19 protein-coding genes and 1 pseudogene are annotated in these 18,487 nt (G+C 70.9%); 12 read left to right on the top strand and 8 right to left on the bottom strand.

Annotation, left to right across the window (positions count from 1 at the left end):
- Window positions 1–114: 114 nt before the first annotated feature.
- Genes AB0M59_RS45870 through AB0M59_RS45860 form a run of 3 tightly spaced genes read left to right on the top strand, consistent with a single transcriptional unit; the run spans window position 115 to window position 3,042 of the window.
- Window positions 115–1,068, top strand: a complete 954-nt coding sequence (locus AB0M59_RS45870; protein ID WP_364628279.1) for a DUF4037 domain-containing protein — start codon at window positions 115–117, stop codon at window positions 1,066–1,068.
- Complete coding sequence (locus AB0M59_RS45865) at window positions 1,061–1,750, top strand: YoaK family protein (RefSeq protein WP_364628277.1); 690 nt, start codon at window positions 1,061–1,063, stop codon at window positions 1,748–1,750. The genes AB0M59_RS45870 and AB0M59_RS45865 overlap by 8 nt, the downstream gene beginning before the upstream one ends.
- Window positions 1,751–1,776: 26 nt before the next feature.
- Window positions 1,777–3,042: a DUF4041 domain-containing protein gene (locus AB0M59_RS45860; RefSeq protein WP_364628275.1), complete on the top strand. Its 1,266-nt coding sequence runs from the start codon at window positions 1,777–1,779 to the stop codon at window positions 3,040–3,042.
- A gap of 7 nt (window positions 3,043–3,049) precedes the next feature.
- On the opposite strand, the gene AB0M59_RS45855 is transcribed toward AB0M59_RS45860, so the two are convergent.
- From AB0M59_RS45855 to AB0M59_RS45835, 5 genes are all read right to left on the bottom strand, one after another.
- Window positions 3,050–3,787, bottom strand: coding sequence for an SDR family oxidoreductase (locus AB0M59_RS45855; protein WP_364628273.1), 738 nt, complete (start codon window positions 3,785–3,787; stop codon window positions 3,050–3,052).
- Window positions 3,788–3,904: 117 nt separating this feature from the next.
- Window positions 3,905–4,813, bottom strand: coding sequence for an amino acid ABC transporter permease (locus AB0M59_RS45850; RefSeq protein ID WP_364628271.1), 909 nt, complete (start codon window positions 4,811–4,813; stop codon window positions 3,905–3,907).
- Window positions 4,810–5,496, bottom strand: coding sequence for an amino acid ABC transporter permease (locus AB0M59_RS45845; RefSeq protein ID WP_364628270.1), 687 nt, complete (start codon window positions 5,494–5,496; stop codon window positions 4,810–4,812). Before AB0M59_RS45845 ends, AB0M59_RS45850 begins: the two co-directional genes overlap by 4 nt.
- A 75-nt stretch (window positions 5,497–5,571) precedes the next feature.
- Window positions 5,572–6,423: a glutamate ABC transporter substrate-binding protein gene (locus tag AB0M59_RS45840; protein ID WP_364628268.1), complete on the bottom strand. Its 852-nt coding sequence runs from the start codon at window positions 6,421–6,423 to the stop codon at window positions 5,572–5,574.
- Between the two features lie 54 nt (window positions 6,424–6,477).
- Window positions 6,478–7,206, bottom strand: a complete 729-nt coding sequence (locus AB0M59_RS45835) for an amino acid ABC transporter ATP-binding protein (RefSeq protein WP_284741287.1) — start codon at window positions 7,204–7,206, stop codon at window positions 6,478–6,480.
- Window positions 7,207–7,491: 285 nt separating this feature from the next.
- On the opposite strand from AB0M59_RS45835, the gene AB0M59_RS45830 reads away from it, so the two are divergent.
- Both AB0M59_RS45830 and AB0M59_RS45825 read left to right on the top strand, forming a co-directional pair.
- A complete protein-coding gene (locus AB0M59_RS45830) occupies window positions 7,492–8,166 on the top strand; it encodes a response regulator transcription factor (RefSeq protein ID WP_364628357.1) in 675 nt (224 codons plus the stop codon).
- Window positions 8,167–8,171: 5 nt separating this feature from the next.
- Window positions 8,172–9,569, top strand: coding sequence for a HAMP domain-containing sensor histidine kinase (locus AB0M59_RS45825; protein ID WP_364628266.1), 1,398 nt, complete (start codon window positions 8,172–8,174; stop codon window positions 9,567–9,569).
- Here the strand turns inward: AB0M59_RS45825 and AB0M59_RS45820 are convergent.
- Window positions 9,566–10,492 (bottom strand): TAXI family TRAP transporter solute-binding subunit, encoded by a 927-nt coding sequence (locus AB0M59_RS45820; RefSeq protein WP_364628264.1) that lies wholly within the window; start codon window positions 10,490–10,492, stop codon window positions 9,566–9,568. The two genes, AB0M59_RS45825 and AB0M59_RS45820, sit on opposite strands and share 4 nt — an antisense overlap.
- Before the next feature lie 82 nt (window positions 10,493–10,574).
- On the opposite strand from AB0M59_RS45820, the gene AB0M59_RS45815 reads away from it, so the two are divergent.
- From AB0M59_RS45815 to AB0M59_RS45805, 3 genes and pseudogenes are all read left to right on the top strand, one after another.
- Window positions 10,575–11,780: an FAD-dependent oxidoreductase gene (locus AB0M59_RS45815; protein ID WP_364628263.1), complete on the top strand. Its 1,206-nt coding sequence runs from the start codon at window positions 10,575–10,577 to the stop codon at window positions 11,778–11,780.
- Window positions 11,781–12,114: 334 nt separating this feature from the next.
- A pseudogene (locus AB0M59_RS45810) lies at window positions 12,115–12,642 on the top strand (discoidin domain-containing protein); the annotation flags it as partial.
- 171 nt (window positions 12,643–12,813) lie between these two features.
- Window positions 12,814–13,476 carry a glycoside hydrolase family 64 protein gene (locus AB0M59_RS45805; RefSeq protein ID WP_364628356.1) on the top strand — a complete coding sequence of 221 codons (663 nt, stop codon included), beginning with the start codon at window positions 12,814–12,816 and terminating at the stop codon, window positions 13,474–13,476.
- Window positions 13,477–13,518: 42 nt separating this feature from the next.
- On the opposite strand, the gene AB0M59_RS45800 is transcribed toward AB0M59_RS45805, so the two are convergent.
- Window positions 13,519–14,175 carry a TetR/AcrR family transcriptional regulator C-terminal domain-containing protein gene (locus AB0M59_RS45800; RefSeq protein ID WP_364628261.1) on the bottom strand — a complete coding sequence of 219 codons (657 nt, stop codon included), beginning with the start codon at window positions 14,173–14,175 and terminating at the stop codon, window positions 13,519–13,521.
- 85 nt (window positions 14,176–14,260) lie between these two features.
- Between AB0M59_RS45800 and AB0M59_RS45795 the strand changes: the two genes are divergently transcribed.
- From AB0M59_RS45795 to AB0M59_RS45780, 4 genes are all read left to right on the top strand, one after another.
- Window positions 14,261–15,379 (top strand): NAD(P)/FAD-dependent oxidoreductase, encoded by a 1,119-nt coding sequence (locus AB0M59_RS45795; RefSeq protein ID WP_364628259.1) that lies wholly within the window; start codon window positions 14,261–14,263, stop codon window positions 15,377–15,379.
- 137 nt (window positions 15,380–15,516) lie between these two features.
- Entirely contained in the window at window positions 15,517–15,765 is a 249-nt protein-coding gene (locus tag AB0M59_RS45790) for a hypothetical protein (protein ID WP_364628257.1), read from the top strand.
- A 59-nt stretch (window positions 15,766–15,824) separates the two neighbouring features.
- Entirely contained in the window at window positions 15,825–17,318 is a 1,494-nt protein-coding gene (miaB, locus tag AB0M59_RS45785) for a tRNA (N6-isopentenyl adenosine(37)-C2)-methylthiotransferase MiaB (RefSeq protein WP_364628255.1), read from the top strand.
- Window positions 17,315–17,788 carry a hypothetical protein gene (locus tag AB0M59_RS45780; RefSeq protein ID WP_364628253.1) on the top strand — a complete coding sequence of 158 codons (474 nt, stop codon included), beginning with the start codon at window positions 17,315–17,317 and terminating at the stop codon, window positions 17,786–17,788. Before miaB ends, AB0M59_RS45780 begins: the two co-directional genes overlap by 4 nt.
- 1 nt (window position 17,789) lies before the next feature.
- Here the strand turns inward: AB0M59_RS45780 and AB0M59_RS45775 are convergent, their stop codons facing one another.
- A complete protein-coding gene (locus AB0M59_RS45775; RefSeq protein ID WP_364628251.1) occupies window positions 17,790–18,218 on the bottom strand; it encodes a hypothetical protein in 429 nt (142 codons plus the stop codon).
- Window positions 18,219–18,487: the final 269 nt, after the last annotated feature.

Genomic DNA, 18,487 nt, shown 5'->3' with positions numbered 1-18,487 from the left:
GAACGGATGTTGCTGTTCTGCCTGTGCGACAACGGGTTCCGCGCGCGAAGCGCTGCGAAGCACCTTCGCATATTGAAGCGCGCTTCGCGCCTTTAGTAAGCGACACTGGCGTTCATGACGTTCATGACGTTCATTCCGGGAATCGAACTGAGCCGCCGGTTCTACGCCGAAGCGGTCGCGCCGGTGGTCGGCGGGCCCCACACCGCCGCGCTGGTCGGGCCCGGTTCCGAAGTCCTCGGCTTCGACACCGCACGCTCCACCGACCACGACTGGACCGCCCGCGTCTTCCTGTTCCTCCCGGAGCCGCGCGAACCCCGGGTGCCGGCCACCTTCCTCGGGCACCCGGTGAAGCTGGTCGTCGCGACGCTCGACGGCTGGGCGCGCGACTTCCTCGGCTTCGACCCGCGGCATCCGCGGTCGCGTGACTGGCTCGCGACCCCGTCCCAGGTCTTCGCGGAGTTCACCGGGGGCGCCGTCTTCCACGACGACCTCGGGCTCGAACCGCTCAGGCAGCGCGTCGCCTGGTACCCCGACGACGTCTGGCGGTACGTCCTCGCCTGCCAGTGGCAGCGGATCGGCCAGGAGGAGGCGTTCGTCGGGCGGTGCGGGGAGGTCGGCGACGAGCTGGGGTCGGCCGTCGTCGCGGCGCGGCTCGTACGGGACCTCATGCGGCTGTGCCTGCTCATGGCGCGCCGGTACCCGCCGTACAGCAAGTGGCTCGGCAGCGCGTTCGCGCGGCTGCCCGCGGCCGCGACGCTGTCGCCGCACCTCACCGGCGCCCTGGCGGCGACGACCTGGCCGGAGCGCGAACGGCACCTCGTCGCGGCCTACGAGTACGTCGCGGGGCTGCACAACGCGCTCGGCCTCACCGACCGGGTGGACCCGCGGACCCGGCCGTTCTTCGACCGGCCGTTCCAGGTGATCGACGCCGGACGGTTCGTCACGTCCCTGCTGGCCGGGTCGTCGTTCGCAGTACCGATCGGGGCGATCGACCAGTTCGTCGACAGCACCGACGCGCTCGGGCACCGCGCGCTGACCCGCGCGGTGGTTGACTGCGCGCATGGCTGAACCGAAACCGCGGGACCTGGCCGCCCTGTTGCTGACGCTGACCGTCGTGACCGGGGTCGTCGACGCCGTCAGCTTCCTCGGGCTGGGCCGGGTGTTCGTGGCCAACATGACCGGGAACGTCGTCTTCCTCGGGTTCGCGGCGGCGGGGGAGTCGACGCTGTCGGTGCTCGCGTCGCTGACCGCGGTGCTGGCGTTCCTGGCGGGCGCGCTCGCCGGCGGCCGGCTGGCCCGCCGCGAGGACGACTACGACGCCCTCCGCCAGGCGACCGCGGTGCAGGCGGCGCTGGTCGCGGTGGCGGTCGTGCTGTCCGCGACGCTGGGCAGCGGCACGCGGGCGGGCAGCGAACTGCTGATCGTCGTGCTGGGCGTGGCGATGGGCCTGCAGAACGCGGCGGTCCGCCGGATCGGCGCGCCCGACCTGACGACGACGGTCCTGACGATGACGCTGACGGGCTTCGCGGCGGACTCGAAGGCGGCCGGCGGGCCGGGGTCGCACCCGCTGCGGAAGGTGGTCGCCGTGGGCGCGATGCTGGTGGGCGCCTTCGCCGGTGGCGTGCTCCAGCTGCACGTCGCGATGTGGACGGCGCTCACGCTGGCCCTGGTGCTCATCCTCGGGGTGCTGGTGGCGCTGCAGGTAGGCCGAGGCCGTAACAAGCCGGTCGCCGGAAGCGACTCCGCCTGACGTCAGGTGATCTCGGGGAGGCGTCGATGTTCGGTGGGCGGAAACGGCAGGAAGAGCTCGAAGCCGCGCAACGGGAAAACCTGTTCCTGCGCGGGGAGCTCCAGCGGCTGGGCGCCCTCGGATCGGTCGGCGTGCAGCAGGAGATCACCGCGCTGACGCAGCGGCTTCACGCGGATCAGGCTCGCTATCAGCAGGAGACCTCGGCCATGAACGCGGAGCTCGGCCGGTTGCAGACGCAGCTGGCCATTTCGCGGGCGGAGGTGGTGGAGACCGATGACGCCAGGCTGATGCAGGAAGTGGGGGTCTACCAGTACCGGCACGTGCTGGCGGACGCCGAGGCCTACAAGGCCGAGCTCGAACGGCTCAAGGCCACCATGAAGGACATGACCCGGGCGAAGTCGGCCGTCGAAGCGTCCAGCAGCTTCCACTACAACAACTCCCTCGCCCAAGGGCGCAAGTTCGTCGGCGACTTGTCGAAGCTCATGCTCCGGGCCTACAACGCGGAGGCCGAGAACTGCGTCCGCGTGCTCAAGGCGGGCAACCTCGCATCGGCGGTCAAACGGCTGGAGACCGCGGTCCGGACGATCGAGAAGCTGGGGGCCATGGCGTCGATCCGGATCAGCCCGGCCTACCACGCGATGCGCATCCGCGAACTCGAACTCACCGCGGACTACCTGGCGAAGAAGCAGCAGGAGAAGGAAGACGAGCGGGAACGGCGCGCCGTCCTCCGCGAGGAGCAGAAGGCGTTGCAGGAGTACCGGCGGGAGCAGGAACGCCTGCTGAAGGAACAAGGCCACTACCATAACGCCATCGCGGCCCTGCGGGCCAAGGGCGATCTGGAAGGCGCGGCCGACCTCGAGCGGAAGCTGGCCGAGATCGAGGCGGCGCTGAACGGAATCGAGGAGCGGCAGGCCAACATCCGCGCGGGGTACGTCTACGTGATCAGCAACATCGGCTCCTTCGGGCCGGAGGTCGTCAAGATCGGGATGACCCGGCGGCTCGAACCGATGGACCGGGTGCGCGAGCTCGGCGACGCGTCCGTGCCCTTCCGGTTCGACGTGCACGCTCTGTTCTTCTCCCAGGACGCGGTGGGGATCGAACACCAGCTCCACACCAAGCTGGAGGCGCGGCGGCTCAACCGGGTCAACCGCCGGCGCGAGTACTTCCGGTGCACGCCGGCGGAGGTCAAGGCGCTCCTGCACGACCTCGCCGGGAATCTCCTCGACTACCGGGACGAACCCGAGGCGTTCGAATACCGCCAAAGCCAGCGGGTGACGACCCCGGCCGCGTAGGTACCGGTCAGCCGAGGGCGCGGCCGCCGTCGACCAGGAGCCGCTGGCCCGTCACGAAGCCCGCCTCTTCCGACGCGAAGAAGCTGACCGCCGCCGCGATGTCCTCCGGGGTGCCCAGCCGGCCCGCCGGGACCGACGCCCGGTACTCCTCCCGCTCCGCCGTGGGGACCTCCGCGTGCCGCTCCACCGGGACGAATCCCGGCGCCACCGTGTTCACCGTGATGCCGTCCGGGGCCAGCTCGCGCGCCCACGCGCGGGCCAGGCCGATCTGGGCGCTCTTCGCCGTCGCGTACGCCGAGCGGCCGGGTGGCGGGCGGTCCGCGACCTCCGAGTCGACGTGCACGATGCGGCCGAACCCGCGGGCGCGCATCCCGGGCAGCACCGCGTGCCCGAGCAGCACCGGTGAGCGCACGAAGAAGTCCAGCTGCGCCAGGTGGTCGGACCAGTCCACTTGGGACACCGGGCCCTCCGGCTGCGGGCCGGTCGCGTTGAGGACCAGCACGGTGATCGGGCCCAGCAACGCCGTGACCGCGTCGACCAGCTCGCCGACCTGGCGCCGGTCGGTCACGTCCGCGGCGAACGCCGCCGCCCGGCCGCCTTCGGCGAGGATGCCCTCGGCGGACGTCTTGAGGTCGGCGTCGTCGTGGTGGCCGTTGACGGCGACGGCGAACCCGTCGCGCGCCAGTCTGCGCGCGATCACCCGGCCGAGGCCGCGGGAGCTGCCGGTCACCAGTGCGACACCCATGGGCCCGACGCTAGGGGAGACCCCCGGGTTCGACAACCCCGGCGAGCCCTCGATCGGGGCAAAAGAAAAGCGGGTGAGTGCGCCGCTGCGCACTCACCCGCTTCCGGTGATCGGAGATCAGGCCGAGCTGTTGCCGGTGTTGAAGTCGGTCGCCGCCGTCACCGCGGCCGGGGGACCTTCCAGCGGCTTCGCACCGCGCGGTGCCTTCTTCCGTCGCGACAGCTTGCGCTCCAGGTACGAGGCGAACCACGACAGGAGCAGGTTGAGCGCGATGAAGATGATCGCGATGACGATCAGCGTCGGGATCGTGTTGTTGAAGTTGCCGGTGATCGGCCCGGACCCGCGGATCAGCTCGTCGTAGCCGATGGTCAGCTGACCGGCGAGCGCGGTGTCCTTCAGGATGACCACCAGCTGGCTGACCAGGGCCGGCAGCATCAGCGTGACGGCCTGGGGAAGCAGGACGCTGACCATCGTCTGGGTCTTGCGCAGGCCCAGGGCCGACGACGCTTCGGTCTGCCCCTTCGGCAGCGACAGGATGCCCGCCCGGAACACCTCCGCCATCACCGACCCGTTGTAGAGCACCAGGCCGGTGACGGCCGCGAACAGCGGGCGGGTGTCCGGCGAGATATCGGTGTAGTAGGCGTACAGCGACGCCCCGAACACCATCAGCAGCAGCACCGGGATGGCCCGGAAGAACTCGACCACGGCGCCGACCGGGATCCGCACCCACTTGTGCTCGGACAGCCGGCCGATGCCCAGCAGGGCGCCGATCGGCAGGGCGATCACGATGGACAGCGCCGCCGCCTTGAGCGTGTTCAGCAGGCCCGGCAGCAGGAACTGCGTCCAGGTAGACCCTTCGACGAAGGGCTTCCAGAGCGCACCCGCCCACTGGCCCTTCTCGTCGAAACCGTGGTAGATGAAGTACGCCACCAGCAGCAGGACCAGCACGAACAGCACGCTGTAGAGCCAGTTGCGGACCTTGGCCTTCGGCCCGGGCGCGTCGTAGAGGACGGACTGCGTGCTCATCGCTTGACCTCGGCTTTCTTGGCGACCCAGCCGAGCAGCAGGCCGAGTGGCAGGACCAGCGCGACGAACACCAGGGCGAACAGGATGAAGACGTAGAACAGCGAGTCGGACTCGTTCTCGACCATCGACGACATCAGCAGCGACGCCTCGGCGACGCCGATCACCGAAGCCACCGTGGTGTTCTTCAGCAACGCGATCAGGACGTTCGCGAGCGGCGCGATCACCGCGCGGAACGCCTGCGGCAGCACGATCAGGCCGAGCACCTGCAGGAAGTTGAGCCCCAGCGCCCGTGCCGCCTCCGCCTGGCCGACCGGGACGGTGTTGATGCCGGACCGCAGCGACTCGCACACGAAGGTCGCCGTGTAGACGATGAAGCCCAGCACGGCCAGCCGGAACGCGTTGTCGGCCAGCGAGGTGGGCGAGTCGGACGCGGCCAGGTTGATGCCGAGCGTGGACGACAGGCCCAGCGACGTGAAGATGATGATCACGGTCAGCGGGGTGTTCCGGAAGACGTTCACGTACACGGTGGCGAAGCCGCGCATGATCGGAACCGGGCTGACGCGCATCCCCACGAGGATCGTGCCCCAGATCAGCGCGCCGATCGCCGAGAAGAACGTCAGCTGGATCGTCGTCCAGAACGCGCCGACGAGGTCGTAGTCAGGATTGCTGAGGAAATCGAACACGGTTGTCCAACCTGGCCTCGGTACGGGAACGGTGCGCCGCTTTCACGGCGCACCGTTCGACTTCAGAACCGGATATCAGGGAGCGATCGCCGGCGCGGCCGGGATCTTGTAGCCCGACGGGCCGACGTTGGTCTGCAGGGACTTCTCCCAGGAGCCGTCCTGCTCCATCGCCTGGATGGCCTTGTTGATCGCGGCCTTGCCGTCGGCGTCGTCCTTCTTCACGCCGACGCCGTAGTTCTCGTCGGTGAAGCCCTTGCCGACCAGCTTCAGCTTGCCGGGCTGCTGCGCGGCGTAGCCCGCGAGGATCACGTCGTCGGTGGTCATCGCGTCGACGGAGCCGTTCAGGAGCGAGGTCACGCAGTCGGTGTACTTGCCCACCTCCTGCAGCTGCACCTCCTTGGCGTACTTCGTCTTGACGTTCTGCGCCGGGGTCGAGCCCTTGACCGAGCAGAGCTTCTTGTTGCCGGTCAGCGACTCGGGGCCGGTGATGTCGGTGTTGTCCTGGCGCACGAGCAGGTCCTGGTGCGCGATGAAGTACGGGCCACCGAAGGAGACGTCGTTCTTGCGCTTGTCCGTGATCGAGTAGGTGGCGACGATGAAGTCGACCTCACCCTTCTTGATCAGGTCCTCGCGCTGCGCCGACTGCGCTTCCTTCCAGGTGATCCCCGACTCTTCGACGCCCAGCTGCTTCGCGATGTACTTCGCGACGTCGACGTCGAAGCCGGCGTAGGTGCCGTCCGGCTTCTTCAGACCGAGGCCCGGCTGGTCGAACTTGATGCCGATGGTCAGCTTCTTGTTGTCCTTGGCCCGCTGGACCAGGTTCTTGTCGCCGCTCGCGCCGCTGCCGGAGCCGCCGCCGCAGGCCGTCAGGGCCAGCCCGGCGGCCATCACGACCGCGCCGACCTGCAGAACTCGGTTCAACCGCATCGTCTCTCAGGTTCCTTCCGAATCATGTCCGGCCTCGGGGCCGGGGAAAAGTGCTCAGTGGGTGAGGATCTTGCCGAGGAAGTCCTTCGCGCGCTCGCTCTTCGGCGCGGTGAAGAATTCCTCCGGCGTCGTGTCCTCGACGATCTCGCCGTCGGCCATGAAGATCACCCGATCGGCTGCCCGGCGGGCGAAGCCCATCTCGTGGGTGACGACCAGCATCGTCATGCCGTCCTTGGCCAGGCCCGTCATGACGTCGAGGACCTCCTGGACCATCTCCGGGTCCAGCGCCGAGGTCGGCTCGTCGAACAGCATGACCTTGGGCCGCATCGCCAGCGCCCGCGCGATCGCGACGCGCTGCTGCTGGCCGCCCGAAAGCTGCGCCGGGTACTTGTCGGCCTGGTTGGCGATGCCGACGCGCTCCAGCAGTTCCATCGCCGTCTTGCGCGCCTCGTCCTTCGAGGCCTTGCGGACCTTCGTCGGCGCCAGCATCACGTTCTCGACGATGGTCTTGTGCGCGAACAGGTTGAACGACTGGAACACCATGCCGACGTCGGCGCGCAGGGCCGCCAGGGCCTTGCCCTCCGCGGGCAGCGGGACGCCGTCGACGGCGATCTCGCCCGAGTTGATCGGCTCGAGCCGGTTGATCGCCCGGCACAGGGTCGACTTGCCCGACCCCGACGGACCCAGCACCACCACGACCTGGCCGCGAGGTACCTCGAGCGTGATCTCCCTGAGCACGTGCAGGTCGCCGAAGTACTTGTTCACGGCGGACGCCTTGATCATCGGCGCCGCCACCTCCGCGGTCATCTGGCCTCCAGGGTCGTTCGAATGCGGCGTGGGTCACCCGCGATGGCGAGAACCTACCGTTGCTTTACCGGCTCGCAAGGCGGCTTGAGCAATACTTAGGGTTTCAACTGCGTATCGATGTCCATTTTGGGGTGATCAGGGGTACCGTAGCCCCCTGATTACCAGGAGTGACTGCTCGGGTGGCTCGTGCGGCCGGTGCCGCGAGGTCCTAGAGTTCGGCGCTACCGGCCGGTGGAGCAGGTCACCATGGGAGGCGGACGGGTGCGGGTGCTGCTGGTGGAGGACGACGACCGGGTCGCGGGTGCGCTCATCCCGGCGCTGGCCCGCCGCGGCCTGGCGATCGCCCGGCTGGCCACCGGCGCCGGCGTCCTCGAGCGCGTCCACGAAGTCGACGTCATCCTCCTCGACCTCGGCCTGCCGGACATCGACGGCGTGACCCTGTGCACCCAGATCCGCGCGGTCAGCGACGTCGCGATCATCGTGGTGTCGGCCCGCGGCGAGGTCGACGACCGGATCCGGGGCCTGCGCGCGGGCGCCGACGACTACCTGGTCAAGCCCTACGACGTCGAGGAGCTGCTGGCCCGCGTCGAGGCGGTGCGACGGCGGCGCCCGGAGCACGCGGTCACCGAGCCGGTCGTCATCAAGGCGGGTGACGTCAGCGTCGACCTGTCCCGGCACGAGGTGCTGGTCGACGGGCACGCGATCGCGTTGTCCCGCAAGGAGTTCCAGGTGCTCGCCCTCGTGGCGGGCGCGCGCGGCGCGGTGTGCTCGCGCGAGCACGTGCTCACCGAGGTGTGGGGGCACCGGGGGCCCGCGGAGAGCCGGTCGCTGGACGTCCACGTCGCGACGCTGCGGACGAAGCTGGGCCGCCCGGCGCTGATCGAGACGGTGCGCGGGGTCGGCTACCGGCTCGGCGGCCAGGCCGCCCGGAGCTGAGGAGGGTGCGCGTCCGGCTGCAGGGCATCGTGCTGACGCTGGTCGCCCTGCTGGTGTTCGGCCTCGGCATCCCGCTGGCCATCTCGATCGCCGCCGGCGCGCAGCAGGACCTGTTCCTCGACCGGCTCACCGACACCGCCCGCTTCGCGTCGCTGGCCCAGCGCCCGCTGCTGGACAACAAGCCGTACCTGATCGACCCCGACGTGCGCCGCTACACCGAGGTGTACGGCGTCAAGGTGGTCGTCGTCGACCAGGACGGCAAGCCGGTCGTCACCTCGCTCGGCCCGGCCGCCGCGCGGATCGACCTCACGGACGAGCGGATCAGCGACCCCGTGCACGAGGCGCTGGCCGGCCGCCGGTCGCAGCCCGCCGGCGTGCTGATGCCGTGGGACTCGACGCCGCTGGTGCTCGCCGAGCCGGTGCTCGCCGACGGGGAGGTGCGCGGGGCGGTGCTCACCGTGTCCGCCACCGATTCCGAGCGCGCCGCCGTGCTGTGGTGGTGGCTGCTGCTCGCCGCGGGCGGGATCCTCGCCTTCGTGGTCGCGCTGGCCGTGGCGATCCCGGTGGTCCGGTGGATCCTCAAACCGGTGAAGCGGCTCGACGACGCGACCGGCGCGCTGGTGGCCTCGGTGGTCAGCGGGCGGGAGGCCGAGCCGGTGGGGGAGGGCGGCGGCCCGCCGGAGCTGCGGCAGCTCGGGCGCTCCTTCGACCGGATGGCCGAGAGCGTGTCGGGCGCACTGGCCGCGCAGCGCGCGTTCGTCGCGGACGCCTCGCACCAGCTGCGCAACCCGCTGACCGCGCTGAAGATCCGGCTCGGGAACCTCGACGGCCACGTCGTCGACGACCAGTCCGCCGCCGACCTCGAAGCCGCGCGCGTCGACGCCGGGCGGCTGCACCAGATCCTGGACGGCCTGCTCTCGATGGCTCGCGCCGAGGCGTCCGGCGGGGAACTGGACCCGGTGGTGCTGGACGAGGTCGTCGCCGAGCGGGTCGCCGACTGGTCGGTCGTCGGCGAAGCCCGCGACGTGCGGCTGGTCGTCGACACCGCGGGCGACGGCGCGCGCGTCCGCCTGCCGCCGCGCGGCGCCGGGACGATCCTGGACGCGCTGCTCGACAACGCGCTGAAGTTCACCGCGTCGGGCACCGAGATCCGGGTCGCCGTCGAGCGCGACGGCGACCGGGTCCGCCTGTCGGTGCGCGACCACGGACCGGGGCTGCCGCCCGAAGAGCTCGACCGCGCGCTGGACCGGTTCTGGCGCAGTCCGGCGCACCAGAACGTGCCGGGGTCGGGGCTGGGCCTGGCGATCGTCAGCGAGCTGACCGCGCACTCGGACGGCGAGCTGACGCTGGACCTGCCCGAGGGCGGCGGCCTGCGGATCGCGATGACGTTCCCGGCCGCTTAGGTCTTCTTCGCCCGGTAATAACGCAATGCCCCTGGGTGCAAGGGGATCGGCTGGGTCTCGATGCCCGGGTGGACGTCGATCGACAACGCCGCCGGGTTGGCCCCGGCCAGCTGCTGGCGGGCGTCGAACAGGCCGCGGACCAGCGCCTCGGCGACGTCGTCGCTCATCGACTTCGGGACGACGAGGAAGTTCGGCACCAGCAGCGTGGTCACCGGGCCCGGCTGGTTGTAGGTGCTGGCCGGGATGGACGCGGTGCCGTAGACCTGGTTGAGCTCCTGCATCTTCGGCATCACGTCGGCGATGTCGAGCAGGCGCAGGGACTGCTTGTCGTTGTAGCCGGCCAGCACGGGCGTCGGCAGGCCGCCGGACCAGAAGAACGCGTCGATGTCGCCGCTGAGCAGCGCCTTGACGGAGTCGTCGAGCCCGCGCGCGCTGGTGGTGACCGACCCGGCGAGCCCGGTCGCCTCCAGCAGCCGGCTGGCGATGTACTCCACGCCCGAGGACGGCGAGCCGGTCGCGATCTTCCGGCCCCGCAGCTGCTCGACGGTCCGGATGTCGGAGTCGGTGCGCACGACGATGTGCAGGTAGTCGTCGTGGATCCGGGCGAGCGTGGCCAGCCGCGGGTCGTGCTTGTACCGGTCGGCGGCGACGTCGGCGGCGACGAACGCGACGTCGGCGTTGCCCGCGAGCACCCGGTCGAGGTTGTCGGGCGAGCCCTGGGTCTGCAGCACGGCGGGCCGGTCGATGTCCAGGTCCGCGGCCCACACGGTGGCGAGGGTCTGGGCGAGCTTGTCGTAGACCCCGCCGGGGTTGCCCGCGGCGATCCGCAGCTTCAGCTCGCCGAAACCGGTGCTGCAGGAGGCCAGCACCAGGAGCAGGGCGGCCGTCATCGCGAGCGCTCGCCCCCGCCGCGTCCTGGCCACGGCCCGATCGTGCCAGATCCGGTGGCCCGGTGGTTGGCGGCGGGCGATCCGGGCATTCCCCGGGGGACGGAGGGAGACCGGCATGGACGTCGTCGTCGTGGGTGGCGGGCTGGCGGGGCTGAGCGCGGCGCGGCGGCTGCGCCGGGCCGGGGCGGAGGTCACCGTGCTGGAAGCGGGCGACGACGTCGGCGGCCGGGTGCGCACCGACGTCGTCGACGGGTTCCGCTTCGACCGCGGGTTCCAGGTGCTGCTGCCCGCGTATCCGGCGCTGCGGCGGCTGACCGATGTCGGCGCCTTGCGGCCGCGCCCGTTCACGCGCGGCACGATCGCGATGACCGGCTCCGGGCGCCGCTGGCTCGCCGGCCCGTGGCACGGCCTGCCCGCGGTGCGCGGGGCGGCGGGGTTCGTCGCGGGCCGGCCCGCGGACGGCGCGCGGATGGCGGTGCTCGCGGCCCGGGACGTGCTGAAGGCCGACCGCGCCGACACCGGGCGCAGCACTGCCGAGGAGCTGCGACGCTGGGGGCTGACGCGGTCCACGGTCGAAGAGGTGCTGCGGCCGTTCCTCGCCGGGGTGTTCCTCGACCGGGAGCTGGCGACGTCGGGCCGGATGTTCCACCTGATCTGGCGCAGTTTCCTGCGCGGCGGGGGCGCGTTGCCGGCCGAGGGCATGCAGGCCCTGCCGCGTCAGCTGGCCGCCGGGCTGCCGGTCCGCACGGGCGTCGAGGTCGCGGAGATCACCGCGGACGGCGTGCGCACGCGCGACGGCGAAGACGTGCCCGCGCGAGCCGTGGTGGTGGCGACCGACGGGGACACGGCCGCGCGCCTGCTGCCCGGCGTCGAGGCACCGGGCTGGCACGCGGTGACGACCTTCTACTACCGCGCTCCGGTGAGCCCGCTGCGGTCGCCGACCTTGCTGGTCGACGGCCTCGACGAGTTGCTGCTCAACACGGCGGTGCTCAGCGAGGTGGCGGAGGGGTACGCCCCGGCGGGGGCCGCGTTGATCGCCGCTTCGGTGCCCGACCGCGCCGATCCCGGTCTGGAGCCGCGGGTGCGGCAGCGGCTGGCGCGGATCTACGACACCGACACGCGGGGCTGGGAGCTGCTGCGGACGTACGCGATCCCGAAGGCGTTGCCGGTGTTCGGCCCGGGAGTTCCGCTGCGGCGTCCGGTGCGGGTCGGTCCGGGGCGGTACGTCTGCGGTGACCACCGGGACACGCCTTCGGTGCAGGGCGCGCTGGTGTCCGGGCAACGGGCGGCCGCGGCGGTGCTGGCCGACCTCGTGGCTTGAGTCCACAATGGAATCGTCGGCGACGACGTGGCCGGTGGTGGTGTGACGGACGAGCGTCGGTCGGACGGGCACCGCTGCACATGGCTGACTCCCGGTGAGCCGGCCCCTGGGCGGGTGGCGGCGCCACGCAGAGGGTTGATGGAACCGGTTCCGAGGATCGCCCCGCGGCCCCGGCCTGTCAAGGGTTGACAGGCCGGGGGCGGTGGTATGAACCTTTTCATCGACCGTTCCCCGCCGGCCCTCGAGGGCATCCGCCCGGCGTTCAGGGACGAGCCGGACGACGCCGTCCCCTGACCGGCGGCGGGTCCGCCCCTTTCCCGGCCAGGGAGGAACCATGCCCTCGAACGCACCGCCGCGGCGCCGTCGCCGCGGACCCGGTACCCGCTTGGCGACGCTCGCCGCGGCGCTGGCGGTCGCCGTACTCGGCTTCGCCGCACCCTCGGCGACTGCGGCGGACAGCCTTATCTCGCAAGGAAAGCCCGCTACGGCGTCCTCGGTGGAGAACGCCGGAACCCCCGCGTCCGCCGCCGTGGACGGCAATACCGGCACCCGCTGGTCGTCGCAGTTCAGCGATCCGCAGTGGATCCAGCTCGACCTCGGCGGCGCGGCCACCGTCAGCCGGGTCGTGCTGAACTGGGAAGCCGCTTACGCCACGGCGTACCAGATCCAGCTGTCCGCCAACGGTTCCGCGTGGTCCACTGTGTACCAGACGACGACCGGGACCGGCGGCACGCAGACGCTGAACGTGACCGGGTCCGGGCGGTACGTGCGCCTCGCCACGACCGCGCGAGCCACCCCGTACGGCGTCTCGCTGTGGGAGTTTCAGGTGTTCGGCACCGGCGGCGGGACCACGCAGCCCGGCGCCGGCGTCCCGCCCGACTCGTTCTGGGGTGACACCGCGAGCATCCCGGCCGCGCGCAACGTGCTCACCGTGAAGGTGCTCAACCGGACCAACGGCAAGTACCCGGACAGCCAGGTGTACTGGAACTTCGGCGGCCAGACCCACTCGATCGCCGAGCAGCCCTACATCGACATGCCGGCCAACTCCGCCGGGCGGATGTACTTCTACCTCGGCACCCCGAACGGTCAGTACGCCGACTTCATCGAGTTCACCGTCGGGCCGGACGTGTTCAACGGCAACACCACCCGGGTCGACGCGTTCGCGCTGAAGCTGGCCATGCGGCTGCACGCGCACGACGGCTACGACGTCCAGGTCGGCGACGACTACGGGACCTTCCAGGAGGACCGGTCGGCGACCTTCGCCAAGTTCCAGGCCGAGGTGCCGACGGAGTTCAAGGGCCTGGCGACGGTGAACGCGCCGTACCGGATCCCGGCTCCGGGCAGCGCCCCGGACTTCCGCGCGGGTGGCCGGTACGCGAACTACTTCACCGCCTACGCGCAGTCGGTGGGCGTCAACGAGCCGACGTCGAACATCACCGGCTGCGCCGGCTCGCTGGCCGGCAACCCCGACATGTGCGCGGCGCTGAACCGGCACACCGCCCACCTGCCGCAGTCCCAGTGGCAGGACCCGGCGCGGTACTACCAGGCGGCCCCGGCGAACTACTACGCGAAGTTCTGGCACGACCACGGGATCAATCACCTCGCGTACGGGTTCCCGTACGACGACGTGGCGGGCCAGTCGTCGTTCGTCTCCCACGGGGACCCGCAGTGGCTCCTGGTGGCGGTCGGCTGGTGACCTTCCCTCGGTGTGGCGGCTCCCGGGCCGTCACACCGAGGCTCAGCGCAGGCCGGCGATCCCGGCCAGGAAGATGTCGACGCCGGCGAGGAACTGTTCGCGGTCGTCGTGCTCGCGCAGGTGCGCCGCCGCCTTGTTTACGAACGGATATTCCTCGGAATCGAGCTGCGCCCACTGGGCGGCGACCTTGGCCAGGAAGACCGATCGGTCCCCCTCGCTGGAGGTCAGGAGCCGGGCGTTCGCGGCGTTCTGCCCGGCGACGCCGAGGACGTAGTTCACGAGCGCCCCGGCGGCGTCGAAGAGCGCCCGCTCGGGAACGCCGAGCGCGTCGAGCAGCCCGCCGATGCGCTCGTAGATCGCCAGCAGGGCGGGGCGCCACGGCTCCCGCGAGAGCTGCGCGCCGACCCAGGGGTGCGCGTCGATCGCGTCGAACAGGCCCAGCGCGACGGTGCGCAGCGTTTCCCGCGGCTCCGCTTCGACGACCACGCCGGTCAGGACGCCCGCGATGACGTCGTCGGTGGCCGCCGCGAGCAGGTCGCTCTTGTTGGCGACGTGGTGGTAGATCGCGCCGTATCCGGTGCTCAGGTGGGTGGTGAGCGCGCGGAAGGTCAGCGCGCTCTCGCCGCCGGCGTCGAGGATGCCGGTCGCGGCCTTGACGATCAGCTCCTGGGACAACCCGTCGGTGCGCCGCTTCGTCATGGGCGAAGTATTGCATGGTTGGATCGCCGATCCAAAGTCGTGCTAGGTTGATTGGAGTGACAATCCAATCGACGTTGGGGGAACCATGACCGTCACGATCATCGGAGCCGGCCTCGGTGGCCTGGTGCTGGCCCGCGTCCTGCACCGGCACGGCATCCCGGCCACGGTCTACGAGGCGGAGCCGTCGCCGGCTGCGCGCCGTCAGGGCGGAATGCTCGACATCCACCCGTGGAACGGCCAGCCGGCGCTCGAGGCGGCCGGCCTGACCGAGGGGTTCCGCGAGCTGGTCCTGCCGGGCCGCGAGTCCTACCGCGTCCTCGACCGGCAGGGGACCGTGCTCGTCGACCGGCCCGACGACGGCACGGGCGAGCGTCCCGAGGTGCAGCGCGGCGAGCTGCGGCAGCTGCTGCTCGATTCACTGCCGTCCGGCGTCGTGCGGTGGGGCCACAAGGTCACCGGCGTGCGGTCTCTCGGTGAGGGGCGCCACGAGGTGAGCCTGGCCGACGGCACCACGGTCGTCACAGGCCTGCTGGTCGGCGCGGACGGCGCGTGGTCGCGAGTGCGTCCCGTGCTCTCCGACGCGAGGCCTTCGTACGTCGGCTTCTCGGTCGTCGAGACGTTTTTGTTCGACGCTGACACCCGCCATCCCGCTGCCGCGAAAGCGGTCGGCGGCGGATCGCTGTTCGCGCTCGCGCCGGGCAAGGGAATCTTGGCGCACCGCGAAAGCGGCGGAACGCTGCACACGTACGCGCAGCTGCGGAAGCCGCAGGACTGGCTCGCCGGCGCCGATGCCGCGACGGTGGCCGCGCGCGTCGCCGAGGAGTTCGCCGGCTGGGCCCCCGAGCTGACCGCCTTGATCACGGCCAGCGACACTCAGCCGGTCCTGCGCCGTCTCCACACCCTGCCGATCGGGCACCGCTGGGACCGAGCGGAGGGAGTGACCCTCCTCGGCGACGCCGCGCACTTGATGCCCCCGAACGGCGAGGGCGCCAACCTGGCCATGCTGGACGGCGCCGAACTCGGCCAGGCCTTGGCCGCGCACCCGGACGACGTGGAGGCGGCGCTCACCGAGTACGAAAAGGCGATGTTCGAGCGCGCGGCCGCCGAAGCGGGAGAGGACGACGTCTACGAGATCATGCTCGGCGCCGACGCACCGCACAGCATGGCCGCCATGTTGACCGGAGCCGAGGGCGCCAGGGAGTAGCAGGTGGCAGCCGGTCTACCCAGGGACTCGATGACCGCGAACCAGGCAGCCTGCACCCAAGTCACAATCGAGCGGTGAACCACTCAGACCCGCTGGCCGAACCACTGCGAAAAGCGGCCCTGGGAGCCGACAGCGCAATGACCGCAGCCCTCGTAGCGGCGGCATACGACGAACACGATCCGCATACGCGACTGGTCGGCATCGCCACGTCGGCGATCGCTGCCGGCACTGACCGGGAGGCCATCGTCCGCGCCTGTGACGCAGCCCGTTTGGAGATCCGGACCAGGGCCGGCAGCGCCCGGGACTACGACGACCCGGCGGAGGACCACGTGCTCGACCTGATGGACCGGCTCACCGGGTGGTGCCACCCCGAGTACCGGATCTAGCCGACGCGAGCAAGGGCGCCACCGAGTAGCAGGTGGCGGCCGGTCTACCCTGGTGGCTGATGACCGAGAACCAGGCACCCAGGGCGTACCAGATCCGTACCTTCGGCTGCCAGATGAACGTGCACGACTCCGAGCGCCTCGCCGGGCAGCTCGAGGAAGCCGGGTACGCCCCCGTCGAAGCCGGGGCCAAGCCCGACCTGATCGTGTTCAACACCTGCGCTGTCCGGGAGAACGCGGACAACAAGCTCTACGGCACCCTCGGGCACCTGCGGCCGGACAAGGTCGCGAACCCCGATCTGCAGATCGCCGTCGGGGGGTGTCTGGCTCAGAAGGACCGCGGGGAGATCGTCAAGCGGGCTCCGTGGGTCGACGTCGTCTTCGGGACCCACAACATCGGGTCGCTGCCCACGCTGCTCGAGCGGGCCCGGCACAACGCCGAGGCCGAGGTCGAGATCCTCGAATCGCTCGAGACCTTCCCCTCCACGCTGCCCGCGCGCCGCGAATCGTCCTACGCGAGCTGGGTGTCCGTTTCGGTCGGGTGCAACAACACCTGCACCTTCTGCATCGTCCCCGCCCTGCGCGGCAAGGAACGCGACCGGCGGCCCGGCGAGATCCTCGCCGAGGTCGAAGCGCTCGTCGCCGAGGGCGTGCTCGAAGTCACGCTGCTCGGCCAGAACGTGAACTCCTACGGCGTCGAGTTCGGCGACCGGCTGGCCTTCGGGAAGCTGCTGCGGGCCGCCGGCGCCATCGAAAACCTGGAGCGCGTGCGCTTCACCTCGCCGCACCCGGCCGCGTTCACCTCCGACGTCATCGAGGCGATGGCCGAGACGCCGAACGTCTGCCACCAGCTGCACATGCCGCTGCAGTCCGGCTCCGACCGCGTGCTGCGCGAGATGAAGCGGTCCTACCGTTCCGCGCGGTTCCTGAAAATCCTCGACGAGGTCCGCGCGGCGATGCCGGACGCGGCCATCACCACCGACATCATCGTCGGCTTCCCCGGCGAGACCGAGGAGGACTTCCAGGCGACCCTGGACGTCGTGGCGCAGGCCCGCTTCTCGAGCGCCTTCACCTTCCAGTACTCGATCCGCCCCGGCACGCCGGCCGCGACGATGCCGGACCAGCTGCCCAAGGCCGTCGTGCAGGAGCGCTACGACCGCCTGGCCGAGCTGCAGAACACGATCTCCTGGGAAGAGAACAAGAAGATCGTCGGCCGCCGGGTCGAGCTGCTCGTCGCCGCGGGCGAGGGCCGCAAGGACGCCGAGACGCACCGGATGAGCGGCCGCGCCCGCGACGGCCGCCTGGTGCACTTCACCCCGACCGGCGGCCACGTCGATCGCGCGGTCCGTCCCGGCGACGTCGTCGAGACGGTCGTGACCTACGGCGCCCCGCACCACCTGGTCGCCGACGGCGACCTGCTGTCCCACCGGCGGACGCGGGCCGGCGACAACGCGGAGGCGGGGCTCCGGCCGAAGACGAGCGGCGTCACGCTGGGCTTGCCGGGCTTCGGTGCCCCGGCCGCCCAGCCTGAGCCGGTGAGCGGGTGTGCGCTGTGACGGAGTCCAAGGGCAACGGCGAGCTGGCCGAGCTGGCCGCCGAGATCGACGAGGTGGGCGACCGCGCGTCGCGCACGGTGGAGCTGGGCCGGCGCGGGTTCACCATCGCGCTGTTCTCGTTCGTGCTGCTGATCTGCCTGCTCCTGCCGTGGGTCGGCGAGCACGCGGGCTGGCAGGTGCTGGCCGGCGAGGGCGGGGGCATCCCGCAGCTGTTCGCGGCGACGTCGACCGCCGTCGGCATCCTCGCTTCGGCGCTGGCGCTGGTGACGCGCCGGTGGTGGCTGTCCTGGGTGTGCGCCGCCGGCGGCTGGTTCGCCTCGGTGGACGGGCTGCTGGCGATCTGGTCGCAGCAGTCGTCGCACGCCAGCGGAGCCGCGGGCGGCGGACCCGGGTACGGCCTGATCATCGCCTGGATCGCGATGATCTGCCTCGCGGTGTCGTGGATGCGGACCGCGTTCTCGCGGAACTGAGTCAGATCACGACGATGCCGATCAGGCTCGACACGACGCCGACGTAGAGCTCGGTCTCGGGGTGGAAGACCCGCAGCGTGACGTTCGCGTGGATGCTGAAGCTCAAGCTGAACCTGAACACGCCGTTGGGCTTGCAGGTGCCGGTGGTCAGGTCGACCCAGACGCCGGCCTTGAGCTGTTGGACGATCACCGGCTCGCCACCGGAGAGGCTCTCCTGCCCACCCAGGTCGGCGAACGAGCCCTTGATCTTCGTCTCTTCGCCGACCTTGACGCGGCTCTTCTCGGCCTTCGCTTCGAGCTTGGCCTTGTGCTTCTTGCCTTGGACGGCGGCCGGGGCGGGCCCGGTGGCCGCCGGCGCGACGGTCGGGGCGGCGAGCGCGACCGTGCAGGCGATGACCAGTGCGGACACGAGGTTCGATGGCTTGCTCATGATCGAAGTGGAGCACCGGCGGCCGCGGAAAGCGCCGGAAGACACCTGGCCGTGCGAGGCGTCACACCGCTTCGGGTGACGCGTTAACCGTCCGCTTGCCGGACAGGCCCCGCCCTCCCCGGGCAGAGCTCCGGCAAAGTGCCGGTCGTACGCACGCCGGCCCACCAAAGGTCTTGGGCTTGACCCGTTTTGGCAGACACCTCCGATCAGGGGCGCAAGCCCCTGGAAGGGATGTCCCTCATCATGGAACCCATGGCCAAGAAGAAGCC

Source organism: Amycolatopsis sp. NPDC051371 (genome assembly GCF_040682155.1).
In the GTDB taxonomy this organism is placed as follows: Bacteria; Actinomycetota; Actinomycetes; order Mycobacteriales; family Pseudonocardiaceae; genus Amycolatopsis.
The sequence above is the reverse complement of the archived record's forward strand: the minus strand, read 5'-3'. Positions and strand labels throughout refer to the sequence as shown.